20 protein-coding genes, 1 tRNA gene and 1 pseudogene are annotated in these 20,583 nt (G+C 42.0%); 13 read left to right on the top strand and 9 right to left on the bottom strand.

The features are described from left to right. The first annotated feature begins 112 nt into the window (after positions 1 to 112). The 3 genes from ACPEGP_RS08550 (at position 113) to ACPEGP_RS08540 (ending at position 5,298) form a co-directional block, all read left to right on the top strand. Entirely contained in the window at positions 113 to 3,478 is a 3,366-nt protein-coding gene (locus tag ACPEGP_RS08550; protein ID WP_423813143.1) for a type I restriction endonuclease subunit R, read from the top strand. 6 nt (positions 3,479 to 3,484) lie between these two features. Next, positions 3,485 to 4,309 carry a M48 family metallopeptidase gene (locus ACPEGP_RS08545; protein WP_423813142.1) on the top strand — a complete coding sequence of 275 codons (825 nt, stop codon included), beginning with the start codon at positions 3,485 to 3,487 and terminating at the stop codon, positions 4,307 to 4,309. Positions 4,310 to 4,443: 134 nt separating this feature from the next. Then, positions 4,444 to 5,298 carry a patatin-like phospholipase family protein gene (locus ACPEGP_RS08540; RefSeq protein ID WP_201591965.1) on the top strand — a complete coding sequence of 285 codons (855 nt, stop codon included), beginning with the start codon at positions 4,444 to 4,446 and terminating at the stop codon, positions 5,296 to 5,298. A gap of 150 nt (positions 5,299 to 5,448) precedes the next feature. Here ACPEGP_RS08540 and ACPEGP_RS08535 read toward each other — a convergent pair whose 3' ends face one another. After that, a complete protein-coding gene (locus ACPEGP_RS08535) occupies positions 5,449 to 7,236 on the bottom strand; it encodes a potassium/proton antiporter (RefSeq protein ID WP_423813141.1) in 1,788 nt (595 codons plus the stop codon). Between the two features lie 549 nt (positions 7,237 to 7,785). Then, entirely contained in the window at positions 7,786 to 8,259 is a 474-nt protein-coding gene (locus ACPEGP_RS08530; protein ID WP_201591971.1) for a winged helix-turn-helix transcriptional regulator, read from the bottom strand. Between the two features lie 102 nt (positions 8,260 to 8,361). Here ACPEGP_RS08530 and ACPEGP_RS08525 point away from each other — a divergent pair, with 102 nt between their 5' ends. The 6 genes and pseudogenes from ACPEGP_RS08525 to ACPEGP_RS08500 all read left to right on the top strand — a co-directional run bounded on the left by ACPEGP_RS08525 (position 8,362) and on the right by ACPEGP_RS08500 (position 12,249). Continuing rightward, entirely contained in the window at positions 8,362 to 9,090 is a 729-nt protein-coding gene (locus tag ACPEGP_RS08525) for an SDR family oxidoreductase (RefSeq protein ID WP_198328177.1), read from the top strand. Between the two features lie 36 nt (positions 9,091 to 9,126). Beyond that, a complete protein-coding gene (locus ACPEGP_RS08520; RefSeq protein WP_423813140.1) occupies positions 9,127 to 9,720 on the top strand; it encodes a 2-hydroxychromene-2-carboxylate isomerase in 594 nt (197 codons plus the stop codon). 193 nt (positions 9,721 to 9,913) lie between these two features. Continuing rightward, positions 9,914 to 10,276, top strand: a complete 363-nt coding sequence (locus ACPEGP_RS08515) for a hypothetical protein (RefSeq protein ID WP_201591977.1) — start codon at positions 9,914 to 9,916, stop codon at positions 10,274 to 10,276. A 134-nt stretch (positions 10,277 to 10,410) separates the two neighbouring features. Then, complete coding sequence (locus tag ACPEGP_RS08510) at positions 10,411 to 10,848, top strand: MgtC/SapB family protein (RefSeq protein WP_201591980.1); 438 nt, start codon at positions 10,411 to 10,413, stop codon at positions 10,846 to 10,848. Positions 10,849 to 11,103: 255 nt separating this feature from the next. Then, positions 11,104 to 11,364: pseudogene (locus ACPEGP_RS08505) on the top strand (helix-turn-helix domain-containing protein); the annotation flags it as partial. Positions 11,365 to 11,679: 315 nt separating this feature from the next. Next, positions 11,680 to 12,249, top strand: coding sequence for a PepSY domain-containing protein (locus tag ACPEGP_RS08500; protein ID WP_369957834.1), 570 nt, complete (start codon positions 11,680 to 11,682; stop codon positions 12,247 to 12,249). 374 nt (positions 12,250 to 12,623) lie between these two features. On the opposite strand, the gene ACPEGP_RS08495 is transcribed toward ACPEGP_RS08500, so the two are convergent. The 5 genes from ACPEGP_RS08495 to ACPEGP_RS08475 all read right to left on the bottom strand — a co-directional run bounded on the left by ACPEGP_RS08495 (position 12,624) and on the right by ACPEGP_RS08475 (position 16,190). Further along, positions 12,624 to 13,145, bottom strand: a complete 522-nt coding sequence (locus ACPEGP_RS08495; protein WP_227671248.1) for a cytochrome b — start codon at positions 13,143 to 13,145, stop codon at positions 12,624 to 12,626. A gap of 34 nt (positions 13,146 to 13,179) precedes the next feature. Then, positions 13,180 to 13,452 (bottom strand): DUF2218 domain-containing protein, encoded by a 273-nt coding sequence (locus tag ACPEGP_RS08490; protein ID WP_227671249.1) that lies wholly within the window; start codon positions 13,450 to 13,452, stop codon positions 13,180 to 13,182. Between the two features lie 49 nt (positions 13,453 to 13,501). Next, complete coding sequence (locus tag ACPEGP_RS08485; RefSeq protein ID WP_201591983.1) at positions 13,502 to 14,305, bottom strand: SDR family NAD(P)-dependent oxidoreductase; 804 nt, start codon at positions 14,303 to 14,305, stop codon at positions 13,502 to 13,504. A gap of 97 nt (positions 14,306 to 14,402) precedes the next feature. After that, positions 14,403 to 15,221, bottom strand: coding sequence for a DODA-type extradiol aromatic ring-opening family dioxygenase (locus ACPEGP_RS08480; RefSeq protein WP_423813139.1), 819 nt, complete (start codon positions 15,219 to 15,221; stop codon positions 14,403 to 14,405). Between the two features lie 21 nt (positions 15,222 to 15,242). Continuing rightward, positions 15,243 to 16,190, bottom strand: a complete 948-nt coding sequence (locus tag ACPEGP_RS08475; RefSeq protein WP_045452401.1) for a glutathione S-transferase family protein — start codon at positions 16,188 to 16,190, stop codon at positions 15,243 to 15,245. Between the two features lie 162 nt (positions 16,191 to 16,352). Here ACPEGP_RS08475 and ACPEGP_RS08470 point away from each other — a divergent pair, with 162 nt between their 5' ends. After that, complete coding sequence (locus ACPEGP_RS08470; RefSeq protein WP_288726060.1) at positions 16,353 to 17,300, top strand: LysR family transcriptional regulator; 948 nt, start codon at positions 16,353 to 16,355, stop codon at positions 17,298 to 17,300. Between the two features lie 259 nt (positions 17,301 to 17,559). Continuing rightward, on the top strand, positions 17,560 to 17,988 hold the full coding sequence (locus ACPEGP_RS08465) for a hypothetical protein (protein WP_201591989.1): 429 nt from the start codon (positions 17,560 to 17,562) through the stop codon (positions 17,986 to 17,988). A 79-nt stretch (positions 17,989 to 18,067) separates the two neighbouring features. Here ACPEGP_RS08465 and ACPEGP_RS08460 read toward each other — a convergent pair whose 3' ends face one another. Both ACPEGP_RS08460 and ACPEGP_RS08455 read right to left on the bottom strand, forming a co-directional pair. Further along, the gene (locus tag ACPEGP_RS08460; RefSeq protein WP_201599710.1) at positions 18,068 to 18,328 is read right to left on the bottom strand and encodes a helix-turn-helix transcriptional regulator; all 261 of its coding nucleotides are present in this window, start codon (positions 18,326 to 18,328) and stop codon (positions 18,068 to 18,070) included. Positions 18,329 to 18,949: 621 nt separating this feature from the next. Further along, a tRNA-Ser gene (locus ACPEGP_RS08455) sits at positions 18,950 to 19,040 on the bottom strand. Between the two features lie 194 nt (positions 19,041 to 19,234). Here ACPEGP_RS08455 and ACPEGP_RS08450 point away from each other — a divergent pair. Both ACPEGP_RS08450 and ACPEGP_RS08445 read left to right on the top strand, forming a co-directional pair. Next, positions 19,235 to 20,080 (top strand): DNA/RNA non-specific endonuclease, encoded by an 846-nt coding sequence (locus ACPEGP_RS08450; protein WP_423813138.1) that lies wholly within the window; start codon positions 19,235 to 19,237, stop codon positions 20,078 to 20,080. Positions 20,081 to 20,154: 74 nt separating this feature from the next. Continuing rightward, complete coding sequence (locus ACPEGP_RS08445; RefSeq protein ID WP_201591995.1) at positions 20,155 to 20,418, top strand: hypothetical protein; 264 nt, start codon at positions 20,155 to 20,157, stop codon at positions 20,416 to 20,418. Positions 20,419 to 20,583 lie beyond the last annotated feature (165 nt).

Below are 20,583 nucleotides of genomic sequence, written 5' to 3'. Positions count from 1 at the left end.
ACCTTGGCGGTTTTTCTTTGCCTTTTTTATGACGTCTTTTATCGTGTTTTGGGCTACAATCGATATAACTAAAGAAACAACCAAACAAACGCTATGTCTAAAGTGGGCAGATATGACCAAACCAAGTTCTAATATTAGTCCCAATGAAAGCATCAACTTCGCGGAAGAATTCAGCTCTAAAATTCCTGCTTTAACCTTACTCACCACACTAGGCTATCATTTTATTCCGCCAAGCCAATGCAACACCATGCGTAGCAATAAGCTGCTAGCCAATCAGGCGAACGCTAATAAAGCCACTAACCAAGTGATATTGTTGCCTATCATGCGTGCGTTCTTAGCGCAGCAGACATTTATATTTGAAGGCAAGCCACATTATTTGTCAGATAGTGCCACTGATAAAATTATGCACGAGCTAAACCCAGCCATGAACTTAGGGTTACAGCTGGCCAATGAAAAGCTATATAACGCTATGCTTTATGGCGTAACGGTGATCGAGTTTATCGACGGCAAAAGAACCTCGCAAACCATCGCTTTGATAGATTGGAATCATATCGACAATAATAGCTTTCACGTGACCGAAGAGTTTGTCGTACAAAATAGTGAAGGTACGAACAGTCGTAAACCTGATATCGTCTGCTTTGTAAATGGTCTACCGCTGGCAGTGATTGAAGCCAAACGTCCTGATTCCAGTAGGGAAGGGCAGTCGACCAATGCGCAAGCGGTGTCCCAGCATATTCGCAATCAAAAGCCAAAAGAAATCCCGCATTTATTTGCTTATAGCCAGTTACTAATAGCAGTCAATGGTAATGACGGTTTATATGGGACTTGCAAAACGCCTGAGAAGTTTTGGGCAAAATGGGTCGAAGAAGAAATCTCTGAGCCTGAGTTCAACCGTCTAAAAAATCAAACGCTTAGTAACGATCAGATCAATATTTTATTTGCTCATCGTCCAGCCTCAGCTAAAAAAGAATATCTGTCACTGATTAATGCTGGTGATCTGGTCGTTACCAATCAAGACCGCTTAATTATCAGCTTATTACAGCCTGAGCGTTTGCTTGAGATGATGCGCCTGTTTACCTTGTTTGATAAAAAGGCGGGGAAAATTGTTGCCCGTTATCAGCAAGTCTTTGGTATCAAAGCCCTGATTAAACGTATCAGCACCTTTGATGAAAAGGGCAGTCGTGAGGGCGGTGTCATTTGGCATACCACAGGCAGTGGTAAATCTTTTACCATGGTGTTCTTTTCCAAAGCACTTATTTGGTTAGAGGAGCTTGCGAAGTGCCGAGTCATTATCGTTACCGATCGTGTTGATCTTGAAACCCAGCTTAGTAAAACCTTTGCTTCTGGTGGTGTGCTTAGTGATCGTGATAAATCCGATGCCATGGCAACCTCTGGTCGCCGTCTAGCGCAGCAGATTGGTCACGGTAATGAGCGCATTATTTTCTCTATCATTAATAAGTTTGGCTCAGCCGTTAAGTACGATGAATGCTATAACGACAGCCCAAATATCATCGTCATGGTCGATGAAGGTCACCGCAGCCAGAATGGTGAAAACAATATTCGTATGGCACAAGCCTTGCCAAACGCTGCTTTTATTGCCTTTACGGGTACGCCATTGCTTAAGGATGATAAGACTGAGAACAAATTCGGTAGCATCATTCACTCCTATACCATGCAGCAAGCGGTCAAAGATAAAACAGTTACCCCATTGTTATACGAAGAGCGTATCCCTGAGCTTAATACCAATGATCAAGCCATAGATAGCTGGTTCGACCGTATTACTCAAAAGCTCACCAATGATCAAAAAACCGATCTAAAACGTAAGTTCTCCCAAAAAGGTCAAATCTATCAGGTGGAGGGACGTATCGAGCTGATCGCTCATGACATCTCTGATCACTTTCAAAACTTTAAACAGCAGCATCTAAAAGGTCAGTTGGCTTGTGACTCTAAAGCCTCCGCTATCCGCTATAAAATGGCATTAGATAAGATTGGCAAAGTGACCTCAGTAGTCGCTATGTCACCACCTGATACCCGTGAAGGGCATGACACCGTCGATGGTCAATCAAAAGACATCGTACAAAACTGGTGGCAAGATAATGTCGTCGCGGACTTCGGCGGTGATGAAAAAGCCTATACCAAGGCCATTATTGAAGCATTTAGTCAGGATGAAGGTCCTGACATTATGATTGTCGTTGATAAGCTCTTAACAGGCTTTGATGAACCCAAGAACACCGTTCTTTATATCGATAAGCCACTAAAGCAGCATAACCTGATTCAGGCGATTGCACGGGTGAACCGCTTGCATGAGAAAAAACGCTTTGGTTATCTGATTGATTATCGTGGCATCCTAAAAGAGCTGGATATCACCATTGAGAAATATCAAGACTTAGCGGAACGTACGCAAGGTGGCTTTGATATCGAAGACCTTAAAGGTCTGTATAACGGCATGGATACTGAGTACAAGCAGCTACCAAGATTGCATAATGAGCTGTGGGCTATTTTTTCATCGGTAAAAAACAAACAGGATGGGCAAGCGCTAAGGCAAGTACTAGCACCTAAGATGCAGGATATCAATGGCAGAGTAGTCGATACCAAGCTTAAAGAACGTGATGACTTTTATGCTGCTTTGACCGAGTTTTCTAACGCCATGAAGATTGCGCTGCAATCAGCATCTTTCTTTGCAGATAAATCATTTGATAGCAAGCGTGATCGCTACAAAGCCGATCTAAAAGCCTTTATTAACCTACGTAAGCAAGTGCGCGAAGACGCTGATGAGACCATCGATTATGATGAGTATGAAGCGGATATTCGCAGCTTACTCGATAAGCATATCGCAGGACTTGAAGTTCGTGAGGCAAAAGGCGTTTACCTAGTCGATAACCTAGGAAAAAATATTAAGCCTGAAGCAATGAGTGACGATGAAGCACGTAACCAAACCGATAAAATTACAGGTCGTGTGACCAAGATGATTGAGCAAGATTTGGCTGATGATCCGTATGCGCAAGAGTACTTCTCTAAGCTTCTAAAAAACGCCATTGAAGAAGCTAAGGCGATGTTTGATGCACCCGTGAAGCAGTACATGATGTTTGCTGACTTTGAGCAAACGGTAAAAGATCGTGATGTTGCCGATGTGCCAAATGACTTTATCGTTGATAATGGCAAATTAAATAAACATGCTCAGGCTTATTTTGGTTTGTTTAAGCATTTATTTGATGCTGACTTCTTAGCGGATAAAGAGCTAGATAATGACAAGCTGGTTGCTTACGCCTTTGAAATTGATGAAGTAGTCAAAACCAATGTGGCGGAATATTCCATCAATGCCAGTGAAATTGAAAATGCGATTAATAGACGATTATTGCCAATGCTGTTTGCTGACTTGGGTATTGATAAAGCGCAACAGCTCATTGAAGAGGTGCTAAAGATTACCCGACTTGGACTGTCGAGAGAGACAAGTAGCCCACGAGCAGCAAGAGGGTAGTAGGCAATGACTGAGAATGGCATTTTTTATTATGGTCAAGATAAGATCTACTACGAAATCGTGCGTAAAGAAGTAACGTATAAAGCAACAACAGGTAAGTCTAAAGCTGACACTCTGACCACTGAAAAAAGTAAACCTCGCAAAATCGTGATTAAAGTACATCCTGATCAGCGTGTGGTTGTTAATGCGCCTATTGATGCTACAGATAAGATCATACATGACGCAATGATGAAGCGTGCGCGCTGGATATGGCAAAACATACAGGACTTTGCCAAGCAAAAAGACCATGTATTGCCTAAGCGTTATGTCAGCGGTGAGACTCAGTTTTATCTGGGTCGTCGTTATGTGTTAAAAGTGATAACCGATGCAAAAACCAGCGATAAAATAAACAGTACGGTGAAGCTCAGTCGCGGTAAGTTACATGTAGAATTGTCTCAAAATGATTCTGAATTAGACGCTGAAAAACGAGCGATTCTCGTGAAAAGCTTGATTGATAAATGGTATAAAGATAAATTTACGTTTCTCTCTAGAGAGAGGCTTGAGGCCTTGATACATAAGGCCTCATGGGTAAAAAATAATCCTTCATTGAAGTTAATAGTAATGAAAAAACAATGGGGAAGCTGCTCAAATAAAGGTAATTTAATCCTCAATCCGCACTTAGTCAAAGCACCAAAAGAATGCATTGATTATGTGATATTGCATGAGCTGTGTCATATCGCTGAGCACAATCATAGTGAGCATTTTTGGCGCTTATTAACTCAAGTCATGCCGCATTGGAAAGAGGTGAAGGCGAGGCTTGATGGAATGGCTGAGCTTTACTTGAATGAGTAAAATTTGGAGCTAGGTAGTTTAAGATGGTTCTTTGGAAAAGTATCAGCCTCCGATATACTCGAGGCGCTTCACTTAATTACTCTATGTAATGGTTGAGTTAAAAAGGTGGTATTCACAAAAATTCGAGGTTTTCAATGCTTAAACAACATCGACAAGCACTAGTAGTTGAAGGTGGTGGAATGCGTGGCGCATTTACCAGTGGTGTCTTAGACGCATTTTTACAACAACAATTTAATCCTTTTGATCTTTGTGTGGGGGTGTCCTCAGGCTCAACGAACGTTGCTAACTATTTAGCTGCACAACGAGGTCGCACCCTGCAGATTTACTTAGATCATTCACTTCGACCTGAATTTATCCATTATGGACGTTTCCTTAAAGGCGGGGACTTACTGGATCTAAAGTGGATGTGGGATGTGGTAGAACAAGAGCATCCACTAAATCAGGCACAATTATTTGCCAGTCATGCTGAGTTTTACATGGTGCTAACACATGCTATTTCAGGTGAAGCTAACTATATTAAAGCCTGTAAAGACAATGTTTTGGATGGATTAAGAGCATCAAGTTCTATACCAGTGCTAACTCGACAAGCGGTCGAGATATTTGGCGAACCTTATTTCGATGGTGGTGTAGCTGATGCTTTGCCTGTGCATTGGGCCGCTCAACAAGATCGTGTTGCTCAGCTAATGGTAATACGTACTCGCCCTCAAAATTACTATAAAGCAGGTCGCAAAGGCGATCAGCTGTTGGCTAAATATTTTTCTAAGCAACGATATGGTTTTGCCCAAAGCTTATTAACACGAACCCAACGTTATAATGATGCGGTGCAATTTTTACATTCTGCATCACCACAGAAGTTTTTAGAAGTTTGCCCACCCGACTTGAAAAATATGGCGAGTCGATTATCTAAAGATAAAGCTAAAATCCGTTATAGCTATGATGTAGGACTAGAAACTGGGTACAAAGCGATTGAAGATTGGCATAAACTTTAATGGTAATTCCGCTAATAAATCAGAACGCTTAAAATTAGACATTAACTGTTAAATAATGCCGCTTAATTCTATTGGATAAGTATCTTATGGTTGAGATATTTGCCGTTCAGCCACTAGCTCATGTTATGTCTAACAGCGATATAGACTATGCTACTGCTGCTTGGGCTCTTGTTGTTTTAAGCCAATCGCTCTAAGTCTTCCATTATCATCAACATCCTTGATAACCAGTAACCACTCCTCATTAATCACCACCGTATCACCCGATACGGGTGCCATCTTTAAGCTTGCTTTGACATACTGAGCGACCGTTTGTTCCCACATATTTTTTGAGCTGCCTTCATTTTTAGTGTTCAAGCCATCGTCCAGAGACTCGAATTTCATCTTATCGCTGAAGAATGGCACATCCCCAAGCTTGACATTCGGCGATAGCAACCAATCGCCATAAAAATCATCGATGGCTCTACGGTCTAAGGTCGTGTCATTAAAAACATCCGCAATCTGACCGGCATGATTGCCGCTCATGGCATACCAAACGCTGTCGCCAAATTTGAGTTTAGTCTGTTCATTAATTGCCAAGATTTGCTGACCGCGCACCAAGGCAAAAACACGGATTTCCTCAGGACTGATGCGCGTAGAGATGTCCCTTGGATGACGACCAATTGCAAAGGCGCCTGACTTTACTTCAAATTCATATAGCGTAATACTTGCTCTATCTGACACCCAAACCTCATGCTCTTCTTTTGGGTCTTTATTGTTTGGAATACGCACTTTAAACAGATTGGCCATAAAAGGAATGGTCGTCCCTTGTAACACCAACGATAAGACCACCACCCCAAAAGCGATATCAAACAGCATAAAGGCATTGTCCACCCCTGCAATCACTGGCAACATGGCAAGGGTAATGGGTACCGCACCGCGTAAGCCAACCCAAGAGATGAAACCGATCTCTTTGTTTTTAAACTTAAAAGGTAAAACACTGGTATAGACTGCAATAGGACGAGCCACTAAAATCATAAAGGCAGCAATGGCCACTGAATAAGGCCAAACTTCAAGAACGTTCGATGGCGTGACCAATAGGCCCAATACCACAAATAACACCGCTTGCGACAACCACGCAAAGCTGTCCATCACGCGCATGACATGCTCAGTTGAGCGTACCTTATGGTTGCCAATCATAATACCAGCGATAAAGACCGCGAGAAACCCACTACCGCCCAGTAAGTTAGTGGCAGAAAACACTGCTAAACCCGCCGACATTATTAAAATGGCATACATACCTTCTGCCAAATGTATCTTAGGTAATAATCGAGATAGGAAATAACCAAAGAACAAGCCCATTCCTAAACCAAAACTAAGCTGTTGTAATAGTAGGCCTAAGAAGCCTAGCGCTGTCTGTCCGGCAGGATCAACATTTAGAGCAATCAATCCAGTGACTAACAGAATCGCTAAAGGGTCGTTGGCGCCCGACTCTAATTCAAGCGTGGCTTGGACACGATCATTTAATTTAACACCGCCATTACGCAACAGTGAAAATACCGCTGCCGCATCGGTTGAACCCACGATTGCTGCCAGTAATAAGCCAAAGCGCCAATCGACATCCAGCAGCCATGTGACGAATACACCCAGTATCATGACTGTCGCAAGTACGCCCCAAGTAGCCAGTGTGATGGCTGGTTTTAAGCCAACTCGGAATGATTTAACAGAGGTGCGCAACCCGCCATCTAACAAAATACAGGCTAAGGCTGCTTGTCCGACAAAATTGGCTATCGCATATTGAGAAAATTCAATACCCAAGATACCTTCTTCACCAGCGAGCATCCCGACGACTAAAAACAATAGCAAAAGTGGAACACCCAAACGCGCCGATAACGTACTTGCCATGATACTGGCGAAAATTAATACTGCTCCTACGAGATACACGATATTTAAGGTATCCATGTTTCATTAAGCCCTATTTTATAAGTTATGATGAGTTGGGAGTTGGGTTGTTGCGATAGCGGTAGTTTAGTTTTGCTGGGGACAGCGCATAGTGTTCTAATACCAAAGCTTATTTAATTAGAACGGAAACATTATTTATCCCTTGCTTTCAAGCAGTTAGTTATGGTTTTAAAGCATTCCTTAAGAATAACATCTAGAATCAAATCTAGAGTACTTATTTTTGAGTAGATCTCTTAAAAAGGCCATTAAGAATGAACTGTCCTGAGATGGTCGGAGACTTAACATTCTGAGTCAGGCAGCTAAGCCTGATAGATTTTTATTGAATAACCTGCCTATTCAAATGAGCCACCCCGATATTGATATTGAGCTATGCTGAAAAGACCGTAGGTAGAGATGAACTTGGTAGACTAACCATCATAACAGGCGTTTATCATGCATAAAAAAATCAGGGCCTACAGAAACTACCTTAAAGCTCAAGCAGTTAAACAGATAGTAGACAATAACGGCAATTTCTCAGCAACTGTAAAGCCGCTTGGCAGAACCCTCTCTTCATATACCAAACTCGTCCTCACCTATCCAATCAGGTCCTATTTCAATCTTAATATCCCGTGCATTTATTGGTTCATGGCATTCTGAACATACCGTTACGGGATGCATTATTTGGCCGCACTTATTGTGTCTATGTAGCAACGGCGCACCACGTTCATCAGCCATGTGTTTGTCTCCCCAGCTAACCAGTGCCAAAACGATTGGATGCAAATCTAAACCACGCTCTGTCAACCGGTATTCCTCACGCAGTGGTTGCTGTTGATACGGTGTTTTTGTCAGAACGTCATACTCAACCAGCTTACGAAGCCGGTTAGACAAGACATGACGTGTGATGCCTAAGCGTTGCTCAAATATATCAAAACGTCTGACACCTAAAAAACAGTCACGTAAAATCATTAGCGTCCAACGATCACCAATGACTGCCAAAGTGCGAGCTACTGAGCAAGGCTGTTTATCAAGTTCATCCCAGCGCATATGTTACCTCCTACATGTATGAGTAATAGATTAGCTTGACAGACTCTGAAAAGGAAGCTATGTTTTTGTTAGTTCTAAAAAGGAACCTATAAGGAAATAGACATGTATAGAGCACCCGTAGCGGTTGTAATTGGAGCAGGCGATGCCACTGGCAGTGCTGTTGCGAAACGTTTTGCAAGAGAAGGTTTTACCTTATGCGTGACCAGAAGGAATGTGGAGAAGCTGAGCGCATTAGTCAGTGATATTGAAGCCGCTGGTGGAATAGCAAAGCCATTTGGTTGCGATGCGCGTGTAGAGCAAGAGATGGTTGAGCTGTTTACCCATATTGAACAAGACATTGGCACGATTGAAGTTGTGGTATTTAATATTGGTGCGAATGTCCATTTTTCCATTGTAGACACCACAGAAAGAGTCTACCGAAAAGTATGGGAGATGGCAGCGCTATCTGGATTTCTCACAGGTAGAGAGGCAGCAAAAGTAATGATCCCCCGTGGAAAGGGCACGATTATTTTCACCGGCGCGACGGCTTCTTTACGAGGTAGTAAAGGTTTTTCTGCTTTTGCTGGCGCTAAATTTGCTTTACGTGCTTTGGCGCAAAGCATGGCTCGAGAATTAGGGCCACAAGGTATACATGTGGCTCATCCTATTATTGATGGTGCCATTGATACCGCCTTTATTCGTGACAACTTTCCTGAGCGTTATGCGCTTAAAGATCAAGACGGGATCTTAAATCCAGAGCATATCGCTGAGCAGTACTGGCAATTACATTGTCAACCGCGTGATAGCTGGACGCATGAGCTTGATCTACGCCCATGGCTAGAGACCTTTTAGAAACTTTCTAATATATTTTGTCAGGAGTACTTTGAGATGAGTAAAAAAGTAGAGTTTTTCTTTGATGTAGGAAGCCCAGCCAGTTATTTGGCATGGACACAATTAGAGAGTATTGCACAGCGCACCAACGCTAAAATCATTTGGCGGCCTATGCTGCTTGGTGCTGTTTTTCAAGCCACTGGTAATGCGTCACCAGCTGCGGTTCCTGCTAAAGGCACTTATATGTTGAAGGATCTTCAGCATTTTTCAAATATTTATGGGGTGCCGTTTAACTTCAATCCATTTTTCCCGTTGAATACGATGCATTTAATGAGAGGTGCGACCGCTTACTTGGAAGAACCTGAGTTCCAGACTTATCTAGCAGCCATTTTTAACGCTTTATGGTCTGAACAGCTAAACATGGAATCACCAGAAGTAGTGGCTGAGGTTTTGACCAAAGCAGGCATTGACGTGACTGATTTTATGGCTCGTATTAGTGAGACTGAGGTCAAGGAGCGTTTGAAAGATACCACTGAAGAAGCTGTGGCACGAGGTGTTTTTGGTGCGCCTAGTTTCTTCGTGAACGGTGAGATGTTTTTTGGTCAAGATCGCTTAAGTTTCGTTGAGACTGCTTTAAAAGAGTGGTCTTAACTAGCAGCGGTATAGCATGAGTTGAGAGCGTTTAGACTGTGCTCTTTCCTAATGATGACAGAGACCAATAAGAATATTAGTTATAATTGTAAATTGATTGAATAAACACTTTTGTGGTGTACTGTATGGGTTAATGAACTATGATTGTATATTGGTAAATATCTTCATCTGTTACTAATAAACGGGTCATATCATGAAAAAAGAGACGCTGACAGGATTGTCTATTATTACATTTGCAGCATTTTATATTTGGATTCAAAGCGACAGTAACTCATTTTATGAAGAAAAAGACACTGAACTCGAACAAGCTCGCAAAACATCAAAGATTGCACTGCTAACGAAGTGTCAAGAAACGACAAAACCTATGCTTAAAAACCTTAAGTCTATGGAGATTAACCGCAAAAATACAGACTACAGACTATTAAATAACGGTAATTTCAAAGTTACAACGCATTACTACGCTAAAGATAGCGTGGATGCTACTCCTCTGGTTGTGGTCGATTGCCTATTCGATAAAGATGGTAATTTACTAGAGACCATCCCAGATTCTGTGTAACTGTCATTTAGCTTATAGCAATACTTACACACTTTTCAGGAAAGTCTCATACGTGGCAATAAACCATCTTCTACACATTAAGAATAACGATTATTCTTGTTTATTTAACATCATTTTAAAGAGCGTAATAAGCCATGTTTGAATTCGATTTAAGCTTAAAACTAATGGTGTATCACCTTACTCAATTAGGCATTGCTTTTATACTTTCGCTGCCGATTGCGCTTAATCGTGAGATGAAAGATAAGGGTGCAGGGCTCAGAACCTTTCCACTAGTAAGTATTGCATCCTGTGCTTTCATGCTAGTTGCTGTAGATATCTATCATGGCTCACAGCCTGAAGCGAGAATCATGTACGCGATTATTACGGGCATGGGCTTTATCGGTGGTGGTGCTATTTTTAAAGGAAATGATAGTGTAAAGGGGACGGCGACGGCTGCAAGTTTATGGAATACTGCTGCTATTGGCATCTCCGTTGCTTATGGTCGTTATGAGATAGCGATCATATTATCGGTTGTCAATTTCTTAATACTGCAATTCTCAGAGCCATTCAAGGTAAAGGATAAGCTGGATTAGTTATTCTTCTTGGTTGCAATCGGTATACCTAAAAGAATATGTTCAGCAAAGTCTAAGGATGTGGTGAACCGCCCGGAGTTTATCGGAGGCCGATTTACTTGAGTTAGGCAGCGATGCCTGACAGGATCAAACTATAATAATACCGCTTTCAAATTCAAAAGGTGACACATAACCAATTGTGCTATGCAGTCATGTTTTATTGAACCTGAGAAGCGCTAAAAATCGATTAACTATCGATTTAGCTTTGCAAGACGAGGGATGATTTTAAGAGTAATTAACGATATGTTGATCGACTTATTGGCGCCGATGGCAAAGCTTGATAACGATAAGCGTAGGGAGCGTATTAAGCAGGGATTGGCCAATAGTGGCTATAAGCCCACTGGTAAGAAAGCCAATATAGCAAAACACAACCGTATTAGAGAATTGGCCAGTCAAACCAATATGACAAAAGAGGAAATTGCTAAGGCAGTGGGTGCTGGGGTGGCTACCGTTTATCGGGCGTTAAAGCAGGGATGAGAGCGGAGGTGTTTTAAATATTAGTCTATTATGATGATTACTCTATTTTGGAAGACACTGCCCTTCGTGACCACTTATTCTTATTCAAAATGAACCCTTAGATCTTTAGGCGAGTAGTACCAATGGTTTGAGTGAATAGTGAGCTTTTGGTCATTATTTCTATTTATTATAACGTCTGTTACACCAGTTACGTTTTTAAGCATAAATCACTTAGACATAGTGATTAACTGTATGTCATTATTCATTTTGAAATCAATCTCTTATTCTAATTAATAAACAGTCTGCAGAAAAACTGACGCATTTTAGGGTTTCATTATGAAAAAACTATCAACATTGAAGAAATCTCTTGTAATAGCACTGAGTGTCGCAAGCTTTAGCATGGCCTCTGTTTCAGCCAGTCAAGCAGCCACTGCTATGAATGAGGTAACGGCAGCGTCACAGAGTAAGATCAGTCTAGAGCAGGCGCTGGCCCTTGCTAATAAAGCGGTAAAAGGCGATATCATCAGTGCAGACTTTGATCAAGAAGATCGTAACGCAAATAGCCATTACGATATCAACATCGTTACCAACAATAATGAACAAGAAGTCAGCGTGAATGCCAATACAGGCAAGGTCACGAAAGGGGACACAGAGCGTTTAGACAAAGAAGACTTGGCAGAATATAAGGCCATGAAACAAGCAAAAGTGAGTCTGTCTCAAGCCATAAAAAAAGCAAACCAAACGCTGAAAGGGAAAGTGCTTGAAGTAGAATTCGATATGGATTTTGGCAAGCCTGTCTACAAAGTTGAAATTGGTAAAGGCAATCAGATTCATAAAGTTGTTGTCGACAGCATGACTGGTAAGATTACGCGCAGTCAGGTAAGCGACGTTGATCGTGATGATTAATTACTGATACCTTGTATTGCATATAGCCTCAAATATTAAAAAGCCCCAAGCTACTTTCTAGTGGCTTGGGGCTTTTTAATAGCCAGTCTAAATAAACAATTATTGGTATTTAGTGTGGGTTCATATTTGTGGATTGCTGGCTGTTTTTTGTTTGTGTGGTAAGAAATAGTTTTACTCGTTTACGAGTCACTTATCACATTAATGATGATAATTACTGGCTAGGGCATGCCTCAATGACACCAGTATAAACCGCCTTCTTCTTTACCATAACGTTTCTTATAAGAACTAAAGTGTATAAATCTAATCCAACTTAAACAAAGGCTGAGATGCCCTATGCTACTCAATAGAGTTATTTTGTAGTAATTTTAAAGGCACTACAGCATCCGCTTTAAGGTGTTATCCTTTTTAATGTAATGATGATACAAAGCCATAGCAGTGTGGCCAATGATTAGTGCTGTCAGCATCCAAGCCAGTGGTGCATGCAGTTGACCCAGCGTTGCCGCCCAAGCAACCTTTTCACCTTCGGCAAAGATATTAAAGCCGAATGCGGTTAGGCCATAGCCTCCACCAATCATTATCATGATTCCAGCTAGCGGCAGTAGTAACATACACGCGTAAAGCAAACCATGACCAGCGATAACCAGCTTGGCAGTGATTGGCTCGTGTACTGGACGTTGATGGCGTTGCGAAGCGACCCACATCAGTCTCAGGACAACTAATATGAGCAATAGAACACCAATAGAAACATGCCAAGGCACTAACGTCTGACCGATCCAATGCTTGCCGTCGCTGATACGGTCAGTGAACTTGAGTAACTGCCAGAAGATTAATACTGTCGTACTCCAGTGAAAAAATTTGCTAATGCGACCATAGCGCTCTTTCGAATCAATATTCATAACCTTTTTCTCTTGTATTGGCTGTGATGCTCAATTAAGCCCATTCGATAACAAGCGTCTCTTTGCCAGCCATACGTAGCAAATGATCACTGACAACTTGCTGTAATTTTGGCAACTGCTCGGCATCACTTTTGAGTGTTACTATCAGTAAGTCGGTACAATACATCTGACAGACACCCATGGGCAGCTCAATCTCACCTTTATCTGAGCTTAGGGTAACGGGCAGCTTATGTGCCCAGTGCTTGCACAGTCGATTCATTATTTGCTGCGGATTTTGTGTTTGTATCGTTGCGCTAGATGTTAGCATAATTAAATCCCCCTATTATTAATGATAGAAACTTACCGTCTAAACCTCGTTAAGCAATACTTTCTACAATACCACCTTCAACCCGTAGTGCTGAACCGGTGGTTGCGCTCGCTTGTGTTGAGGCGATATAGACACTCATATTAGCAATCTCCTCGGGGGTTGCAAAACGCTTGATTAGCGTTGATGGACGGTTCTCATCTAAGAATATGCCTTCCATCTCCTCCGATGAGACGCCGCGCTCATCCGCCAGTTCTTGCATCATGGCTTTTGCGCCCTCGGTTCGAGTCGGTCCTGGCAAAATACTATTCACTGTCACACCGCTGCCCGCTAACACTTTGGCAAGACCACGTGATACGCCTTGAATAGCTGCTTTGGTCACGCCGTAGTGCACCATTTCAGCTGGGATATTCAATGCCGATTCACTAGAGATAAACTGAATACGACCCCAACCTTTTTCCTTCATTGCTTTTGCATAATGCCGCGACAGACGGACACCGCTCATGACATTAATTTGGAACATCTCCTCCCAAGCATTGTCATCAATATCAAAGAAAGGGGTGGCGCCATAAATCCCTAGATTGTTCACTAAAATATCTACTTCTGGCAAGGTGTTGATAATTGTCTGACAGCCACCAGCCGTCCCCGCATCAGCAACAATGCCTTTTATATTATCGGCATCATTAACACCATCAGCTTGTTGAAGCTGTTTGATCGCCTCATCAACGCCAGCTTGATCGCGACCAACGATAGTGACTTGTGCGCCAGCTTTGGCAAGACCTGTTGCAATAGCGAGGCCAATACCCGCAGTTGAACCTGTGACGAGTGCTGTTTTTCCATTAAGGCCGATGTTCATAATATTTCTCCGTTTATAAATAATTTTTGTCTATGTATGTTTGCTGCTTTGTGAGTATCAGTTTATAAAGAATTAAATGAATATCAGATTAATAGATTTATCCAAACTGAAAGGCTGAAATCTGAGTTTTCATGACTTGCTGAGAATATGTTTTCTTACCTCTATCTGTTCCTGCTGCGCCTACGGCAACCATTAAAGGTAGCAAATGCTCCTCCGCACCTAATAGATGAGAATCCAATGCATGAGGTGCCTCTGTCCAATTAGCAAGCGCTGCAAAGCGCTCATCTGCATTAGCTGCAACTGCTGTCGTTAGCCACTCGTCAAATATTGCTGACGGTGCGGTAAAACTTGAATCACCATAGCCGCGCATATTATGAAAGCTCATACCACTGCCTACGATCAACACGCCTTCATCACGTAGTGAGGCAAGCGCTTGGCCCGCTTTTAGATGTACTTTTGGGTCTAAATCATGACGCAGAGATAGCTGTACTACTGGAATATCGGCGTCAGGGAACATCAGTTTCAGTGGAATAAACACCCCATGATCAAAACCTCTGGAACTGTCCTGCTTATTGCTGAAACCAGCATCGATGAGCAAATGACCAATCCGCTCAGCCAGTACTGGCGCACCAGCTGCTGGATAAGTCAGCTGATACGTATGCTCAGGGAAGCCAGAGTAATCATAAATCAGCTCAGGCTGCTTGCTGGCAGTAATACTAAACTCCCGCGTTTGCCAATGGGCACTGACTATTAAAATAGCTTTGGGACGCTCTGGCAAACCATTTGAGCTATTGGTTAAAAAGTCAGCCATCTGATCCCAAGTGTCTGCTGGTTGCCAATCCATAAAAAAACAAGGCCCAGCACCATGAGGTATAAACAATACAGGTTGCTTGACTGTGGTTGATTCATTATTCATGAACTTTACTCCTTTATCTTGCTAAATATGTTCAGGCCCTGTGGGCACGATTCCATTGGGATTTAACGCTTTGATAGAGTAATAGCCTGCTTTGATGTGCTTGATACTCACCGTCTCTGAAATGCCATCAAGCGCTAAGATTCGTAGCATATAAGCATGTAGAGAACTCATATCTTTGATCAAGTTACGGTTGCATTTAAATAGACCGTGATAAGCGGCATCAAAACGTACTAAAGTCACAAACAGTCGAATATCTGTTTCCGTCAGCTGCTCACCAAATAGATAATGACGACCATCACTCAGGCGCGCCTCAAGCATATCTAAGGTGTCAAATACTTGCTGATAAGCTTCTTCATAAGCCCCTTGTGTCGTCGCAAATCCTGCTTTGTATACGCCGTTGTTTAAATTCTCATAGATAACTAAGTTTAGGGCTTCGATATCATCAGCAAGCTCTTTTGGAAACAAGTCAACGTAATTTGGCACGAGTTCTGTAAAAGCGGTATTTAGCATACGTAAGATATCAGCAGACTCATTATTAACGATAGTATTGGTTTTTTTGTCCCAAAGCACAGGTACAGTCGCGCGTCCGGTAAATTGAGGGTCTGCTTTGGTATAAAGTTGATGAGCAAATTGGGCATGATTAATAGGATCACTGTCAGCACCGTCAAAGCCACCAAACTGCCAGCCTTGATTGCCAAGCTGCGGATTGACCACGGTAATATCGATTATATCTTGCAGACCTTTTAACTGACGTGCCATCAAGGTACGTGAGGCCCAAGGGCAAATCAGCGCTACGTATAGATGATAGCGGTCTTTTTCTGCTTTAAAGCCCCCAGTACCCGTTGGTCCTGCTTGTCCATCAGCAGTAATCCAATGACGGAACGATGAGGTTTGACGAATAAAACGCCCTTGCTCGTCTTCTGCTTGTACCGGTTGCCAGTCTTCAGTCCAATTGCCATTGATTAACATAATACTTACTCCTAGTCAGATGATTGCTTTTAAAAAGCATGACCCTACTTTACCATCAACATAAAAAAAGAGTAAGATAGGTGATATTGATTAATTAACAACATATCGTTGATAATGGCTTTATTGTTCAATTTCGATAGTTAAAGAAAAACAGGGCAAAATATGGATAGAATCGATGCGATGCGTGCCTTTGTAGCGGTGGTGACCGAAGGCAGCTTTACTAATGCGGCAAATACTCTGCAACTGTCACCTCAATTGGTGAGCAAATATGTCTCTAAGTTGGAGGAGCAGCTAAATAATCGTCTGCTGAATCGTACCACCCGTAAAGTAAGCCTCACCGAAGCTGGTAGTCATTACTTTGGTCATGCGCAGCAGATTTTATTGAGTATGGATGATATGGAGTCGCAACTAAGTGGTTTGCAGCAAAACCCTAAAGGTGTGTTGCGCATAAGTGCGCCAGTATCTTTTGCTTTAAAACATATGGCTAAATTAGTCACTGACTTTCAGATCCGTTATCCATTGGTCACAGTCGATCTACAATTGACTGATCGTAAAGTCGATATTGTTGAAGAAGGGTTTGATATTGCACTGCGTATAGGTCAACTGAAAAGCTCATCACTTATTGCGAAGGAAGTGGCACCTATTCGTGTGGTTCTGTGTGCGTCGCCTGAATATTTGAAAAAGCATGACACACTCGATAAGCCTGAAGATTTAGAGAAACATCGCTATTTACATTATAGCTATATGAACATGGACGCGAAGGAAGAGGTCTACCAATTATTAAAGGCGAAGATTCTCAAGCAAGGTAGTGAGTTTCTTAGTAATAACGGTGATGTGTTGGTAGAAGGAGCTATTGAAGGTGCAGGATTGGTATTACAGCCGACATTTATTGTCAGTGAAGCAGTTAGCAGTGGCAAGCTGGTGATAGTATTGCCTGAACTTGAACCTAAACGCTTAGGTTTATATGCCGTCTACGCCCATAGAAAGCTACTACCGCACAAAGTCAGGTGTTTTATCGATTTTATGGAAGACTATTATGGAGCGCCGCCTTATTGGGATGAGTCTATAGCCAAAAGCCAGTTGCTCAGTAATATAGTGAGTGAAAAGTAATATCGATACATCACACACTGCTGATATCAATTTTTCTTGCTTGCTGTGCCTGCGCAGACAGAGGCTACAAAAAATTGATATCAGCAATACCGTAGCGTTTTTAGGATATTTTGACTATACGTGAGGCACTGGATAACTAGCTTCTCCTAAGATAGATGCGGCTTGCTATTTTTTATGCTACTACACTTTACGGCGGTTGAGATATTGCTGTTAGTATCCGCTTGTAACTATTCCCTAAACTAACACAGCGATTATTTTATTGAGACGTTATGAATCCCCGTATTTTTTAAGCCCAGCGCAAGCACATATCACTTGGATTCTAAAGGGCGTTGATGGTATTGAAAAAGACTATGAGCATTTTTCGCCACCATTTTTGTTAGCCTTGGACGAAGTTTATAACAAAATCCGTAACATCAATTATCGCTACATGGCGTCAGGTTCGCTGTTTCCTGAAGAGGTGCAGCAGTATGATCCTTATAGTATTCGTGAAGCATTAAGCAATGCCATGGGTCATCAAGACTATCGTCTGGGTAGACTAGCTGACTTTGATAAGATGCTGACTAATAAATTACCGCAAGTACTAAATGATAAACAGCGTAAAAACAAGGTGCGTAATCTATTACAGAAAATGTGCCGTGATACCCTAGTGGCTTCTAAAGATCAAACTTGGTATCTTGCAGATAGCTAGAAGTGGCTAAACGTAGCTAGATGCGGTTAAGGACAGCAAAAAAATAAGCCGCGTAGTGCGGCTTATTTTCTATCCTTGATCAGTGAATCCGATCAGCCATCTTACTCTCAATCCAAGCAGCCACTTCGCTTTCTACCCATGCTACACGTCCCTTTGATAGCTTTACTTGAACAGGGAATGTTGGGTCGTAACGATCAGATTTTTTATTGACCATCTCATAAATCGTAGTACTGCTAAGCGCCGTATAATGCATTACCTGCTTGAGCGGTATCATGCGAGGTATCTGTAAAGTGCTAGCTGTTGATACGTTTTGTTGTGTGTTCGCATTTAATAATTGCATGATTATCTCCTTTGTAAATTAATGAGAATCTTTCTTCTCATACAGTTACGGAGTCCCATATTTTTTTACGGCATCCCATGTAGTCCAGTGACTGGCCTTGTATGAAACAATAAAAGAAGGAGCTGAATGATCAGCTCCTTTTTATGTCGCATCTCTAGCCCGATGGTTTTAGCTCACTACTGTCACGCTTTTTCGTAAGCCTTGCTCAATGATGTTCACGTTCTGAGTGGCTAACCCATTCTGATAATTCCCTTGCTGGTCACTATATTTGTCAGGACGTGAAGGCATGCATTTCTCACTTGGTTTGAGCTTGCGAATCTTACTATCGCTTAACATGTTGGTCTATTCCCTGTGGCTACAAGCTATATAAATCAAGCGATACAACAAAAACGTTGGTCTAAAGCTAAATCATAAAGCTTTTAAATGTTGGTCTTTTTGAGGTCTAATTGAATCATAGACCAACGAATAGACCAACACAAGCCACAGGATAGGTGGGTCACGTTGGGTTGCATTGGGAAAATAGCAGGCATAAAAAAAACGCTAGACGCGTTATTTATAAGGGGTTTGATTGGTATGTGGGTAGAATTGGGGCAAGGTGGAAAAACTAGGAATTTATAAGATTGGCGGTGAAGGAGGGATTCGAACCCTCGATACGCTATGAACGTATACACACTTTCCAGGCGTGCGGTTTCAGCCACTCACCCACTTCACCGTTTTTTGCACGACCAAGATTTTTGGCTGCCTCAGTATAGCGGATAGCATTTAAAATGTCACCACTTACGCCGCATCTTTCTTTATTGCTAACTGCCTGCTAGGATAGCGCATACGTAATGGCAGGCATAGATGGTTGAGAGTGGCATGATAAGTTTTTTTAAAGATAAAGCACGGGTTAAAAATAACCTCATAATGGCAGTATTCACTGTCTTAATAGGGATGTCCTCTGCACACGCGGATGACCTCAGCCCATGTAGCCAGTCTTTTTATGGTGGCGTCTATCCTGAATTTACCAATCCTAAGCTCAGTAACAACACCCAAGCGCTATGTATGGACGGTTTTGCCGTTATGTACTCGGGCGTATCACGCACCCCGCTGTGGTCAGCAGAATATCTCGACCGCAAGCGCTTGCAGCAAGCCAAAGAGATTGACCGTGAAGACAGCTTTCATGAAGAAAGCCGTCTGCCAAAATCCATGCGCGCCAAACTGTCCGATTACTCAGGCTCAGGTTATGATCGCGGGCATTTAGCACCCAATGGCAATATGGCCAATCGCAGCCAGCAGTACGATAGCTTTAGCCTTGCCAACATCGCGCCGCAATCGCCGCGCAATAATCGCTATATTTGGCGTAATATCGAGTCAGCCACCCGCTATTTGACCCAGCAATACGGTGAAGTTTATACCATTACTGGAGTTGCATTTACTGATAAAAAGACCAAACAACTGGCGGATCGTGTACTGGTACCCAGTCATTTTTTTAAAGCGGTCTATATTCCAGCGAGCAACCAAGCAGGCGTGTATTATGCGCCCAATGATGAATCAGAGCGTATAGAAGTGATTAGTCTCGATCAATTAACTGCCAAGATTGGCATCGACGTGTTGCCCGTATTAGATGCTCAAACCAAAGCGCGCGCTTTTGATCTGCCGTTAAAAGCAGGTGACAGCTCAGATTTACCCGAAGACTCACCAGAAGAGCCCACTTGGATGTTATTTGTGCTGGCTATTATCGATTGGCTCATGGCACAATTAAAAGCATAAGGCATGTAAATATCACCATATTCTCACAGTATTGCAAAATCACGTAAATTGCTGTTAAGGTAGAGGAAGCATAAATGATTGAACCCTTTATGAATAATCATGAAAGTATGCAAATTGGCGATTTAGTCATCGAAAACCAAGAAGATAAAATCATCATTTATGGCGACATTAATCTAGTATTTGACGAAGGTGGATATGAGCAAGCACAGCAACTACACGAGTTAACGAGCAAAATTATGCTGGCATTTGAAAACCGCAATCAATATAGTAGTTTTGATGATAAGTCAAAACAAAAAGATGACCAATCGGGTAAAATTATAGACAATCCGTTTCTATAACTGTTTGATATGCTTTTGATTTTAGAGAAATAATAAACTATAAAAAAATTACTAGGCAAAATCTAAAAATTGCTTATAATGGGTCAAGACATCGCTTATGTCGATCGAGATTTCTCTGTCAAACCAATCATTAGTAGCATTTAATAGCATATTAATGAAGGTTAC

The sequence above is a fragment of the Psychrobacter sp. 219-2-C genome (assembly GCF_049560815.1).
Lineage (GTDB): Bacteria > Pseudomonadota > Gammaproteobacteria > Pseudomonadales > Moraxellaceae > Psychrobacter > Psychrobacter faecalis.
Note: the sequence above shows the minus strand (reverse complement) of the source record. Positions and strands in the feature narration are given on the sequence as shown.

Coding starts and splice junctions, on each gene's coding strand:
- ACPEGP_RS08550 (WP_423813143.1), top strand. CDS start 113: ATGACCAAACCAAGTTCTAATATTAGTCCCAATGAAAGCATCAACTTC.
- ACPEGP_RS08545 (WP_423813142.1), top strand. CDS start 3,485: ATGACTGAGAATGGCATTTTTTATTATGGTCAAGATAAGATCTACTAC.
- ACPEGP_RS08540 (WP_201591965.1), top strand. CDS start 4,444: ATGCTTAAACAACATCGACAAGCACTAGTAGTTGAAGGTGGTGGAATG.
- ACPEGP_RS08535 (WP_423813141.1), bottom strand. CDS start 7,236: ATGGATACCTTAAATATCGTGTATCTCGTAGGAGCAGTATTAATTTTC.
- ACPEGP_RS08530 (WP_201591971.1), bottom strand. CDS start 8,259: ATGCGCTGGGATGAACTTGATAAACAGCCTTGCTCAGTAGCTCGCACT.
- ACPEGP_RS08525 (WP_198328177.1), top strand. CDS start 8,362: ATGTATAGAGCACCCGTAGCGGTTGTAATTGGAGCAGGCGATGCCACT.
- ACPEGP_RS08520 (WP_423813140.1), top strand. CDS start 9,127: ATGAGTAAAAAAGTAGAGTTTTTCTTTGATGTAGGAAGCCCAGCCAGT.
- ACPEGP_RS08515 (WP_201591977.1), top strand. CDS start 9,914: ATGAAAAAAGAGACGCTGACAGGATTGTCTATTATTACATTTGCAGCA.
- ACPEGP_RS08510 (WP_201591980.1), top strand. CDS start 10,411: ATGTTTGAATTCGATTTAAGCTTAAAACTAATGGTGTATCACCTTACT.
- ACPEGP_RS08500 (WP_369957834.1), top strand. CDS start 11,680: ATGAAAAAACTATCAACATTGAAGAAATCTCTTGTAATAGCACTGAGT.
- ACPEGP_RS08495 (WP_227671248.1), bottom strand. CDS start 13,145: ATGAATATTGATTCGAAAGAGCGCTATGGTCGCATTAGCAAATTTTTT.
- ACPEGP_RS08490 (WP_227671249.1), bottom strand. CDS start 13,452: ATGCTAACATCTAGCGCAACGATACAAACACAAAATCCGCAGCAAATA.
- ACPEGP_RS08485 (WP_201591983.1), bottom strand. CDS start 14,305: ATGAACATCGGCCTTAATGGAAAAACAGCACTCGTCACAGGTTCAACT.
- ACPEGP_RS08480 (WP_423813139.1), bottom strand. CDS start 15,221: ATGAATAATGAATCAACCACAGTCAAGCAACCTGTATTGTTTATACCT.
- ACPEGP_RS08475 (WP_045452401.1), bottom strand. CDS start 16,190: ATGTTAATCAATGGCAATTGGACTGAAGACTGGCAACCGGTACAAGCA.
- ACPEGP_RS08470 (WP_288726060.1), top strand. CDS start 16,353: ATGGATAGAATCGATGCGATGCGTGCCTTTGTAGCGGTGGTGACCGAA.
- ACPEGP_RS08460 (WP_201599710.1), bottom strand. CDS start 18,328: ATGCAATTATTAAATGCGAACACACAACAAAACGTATCAACAGCTAGC.
- ACPEGP_RS08450 (WP_423813138.1), top strand. CDS start 19,235: ATGGCAGTATTCACTGTCTTAATAGGGATGTCCTCTGCACACGCGGAT.
- ACPEGP_RS08445 (WP_201591995.1), top strand. CDS start 20,155: ATGATTGAACCCTTTATGAATAATCATGAAAGTATGCAAATTGGCGAT.